This window comes from Streptomyces sp. NPDC088147 (assembly GCF_044741565.1).
Lineage (GTDB): Bacteria > Actinomycetota > Actinomycetes > Streptomycetales > Streptomycetaceae > Streptomyces.
In genome coordinates, this window is the sequence record NZ_JBIUSY010000020.1 from 1 (window position 1) to 1,013 (window position 1,013).

The 1,013-nt window shown below is 72.8% G+C and carries 1 protein-coding gene; it reads right to left on the minus strand.

The window, feature by feature from the left end; all coding sequences use genetic code 11:
• Nucleotides 1–133: 133 nt before the first annotated feature.
• Nucleotides 134–322: a DUF5302 domain-containing protein gene (locus tag ACIOGX_RS36770; protein ID WP_356517840.1), complete on the minus strand. Its 189-nt coding sequence runs from the start codon at nucleotides 320–322 to the stop codon at nucleotides 134–136.
• Nucleotides 323–1,013 lie beyond the last annotated feature (691 nt).

Below are 1,013 nucleotides of genomic sequence, written 5' to 3' on the forward strand. Positions count from 1 at the left end.
CTTCCGGGCGGGATTCCAGGGCGCCTTCGGGCGGGTTCGCGTGCCGGAACGCACCAGGCTGCCGCGAGCCTCCCCGCCGGGAGGCTCGCGGCAGCCTGGGGTCTTCCCCCGGGGCGAGCGGGATCGCCCGGTGTCACCCGGTCTTGCGGCGGAAGTGGCGGGTCTGTCCGGCCGGGCCGTTCATCGCCTTGACCTTCAGACGGCCCTCCTCGTGCGCCTTCTTCGCGCGGCTCGCGTTGCTCTTGCGTTCGAGCTCCTCACGGAATTTCCGGCGGGCCTCGCTCTCCTCGCTGTGGGCGTTGTTCTGCGGTGTCTCGGTCATACGAACCTCCTGGAGGTGGTGTGCTGACTGGCCGGCCCGGAAGTGCCGGCCGTGTCCGGCAGGCCGTGAGCCGGCCGGAGGAAGGTCATGCGCCCCGTGCCACGCCGGGGACCGAGGCGCTCGGCGACGGGATCGTCGAAGGCGAGCAGCCTCACCACGAGCCCGGCGCAGAAGGAACGCCCGCGGAACAGGGCGGACGGCACCAGCGCGGATCCGTCCAGCGCCTGCCGCCTGCCACCTGCGCCGGTGGACGGCGAACACGATCAGCGGCGGCACGCGGCGGCCATGAGCACGAACGCCCGGACCGGCCGGCCCTGTCCCCCGCCCTGGACGAAAAGGGAACATCGGCCCGGGTGCCACCGCCGCCAGCAGCATGCCCGGCAGATCCGGCCGAGGACGCCCGCCGGCCCGGAAGGAGGACAGTGCCCGGCCCGGGGCGCAACCGGCCCCCGTCCACTGCGCGGTGGCGCAGCCGATGGCCACATCCCGCTGGATACCGGGCACCGCCACGGGCACCATGTTCGCGCCGAGCCCGTCGAGGAAGGACGCGATACCCGGTACCCCCAGTGCCACCCAGCGGCCGAGGCGTCTCTGTCACTTGATCATCTCCTGCATAGGGACTGGGAGGAGGCGATCCCGGTGCGGATCGGCCGGAACCGTCATGCCGCCGGAAACCGGTGAAACACGCCGG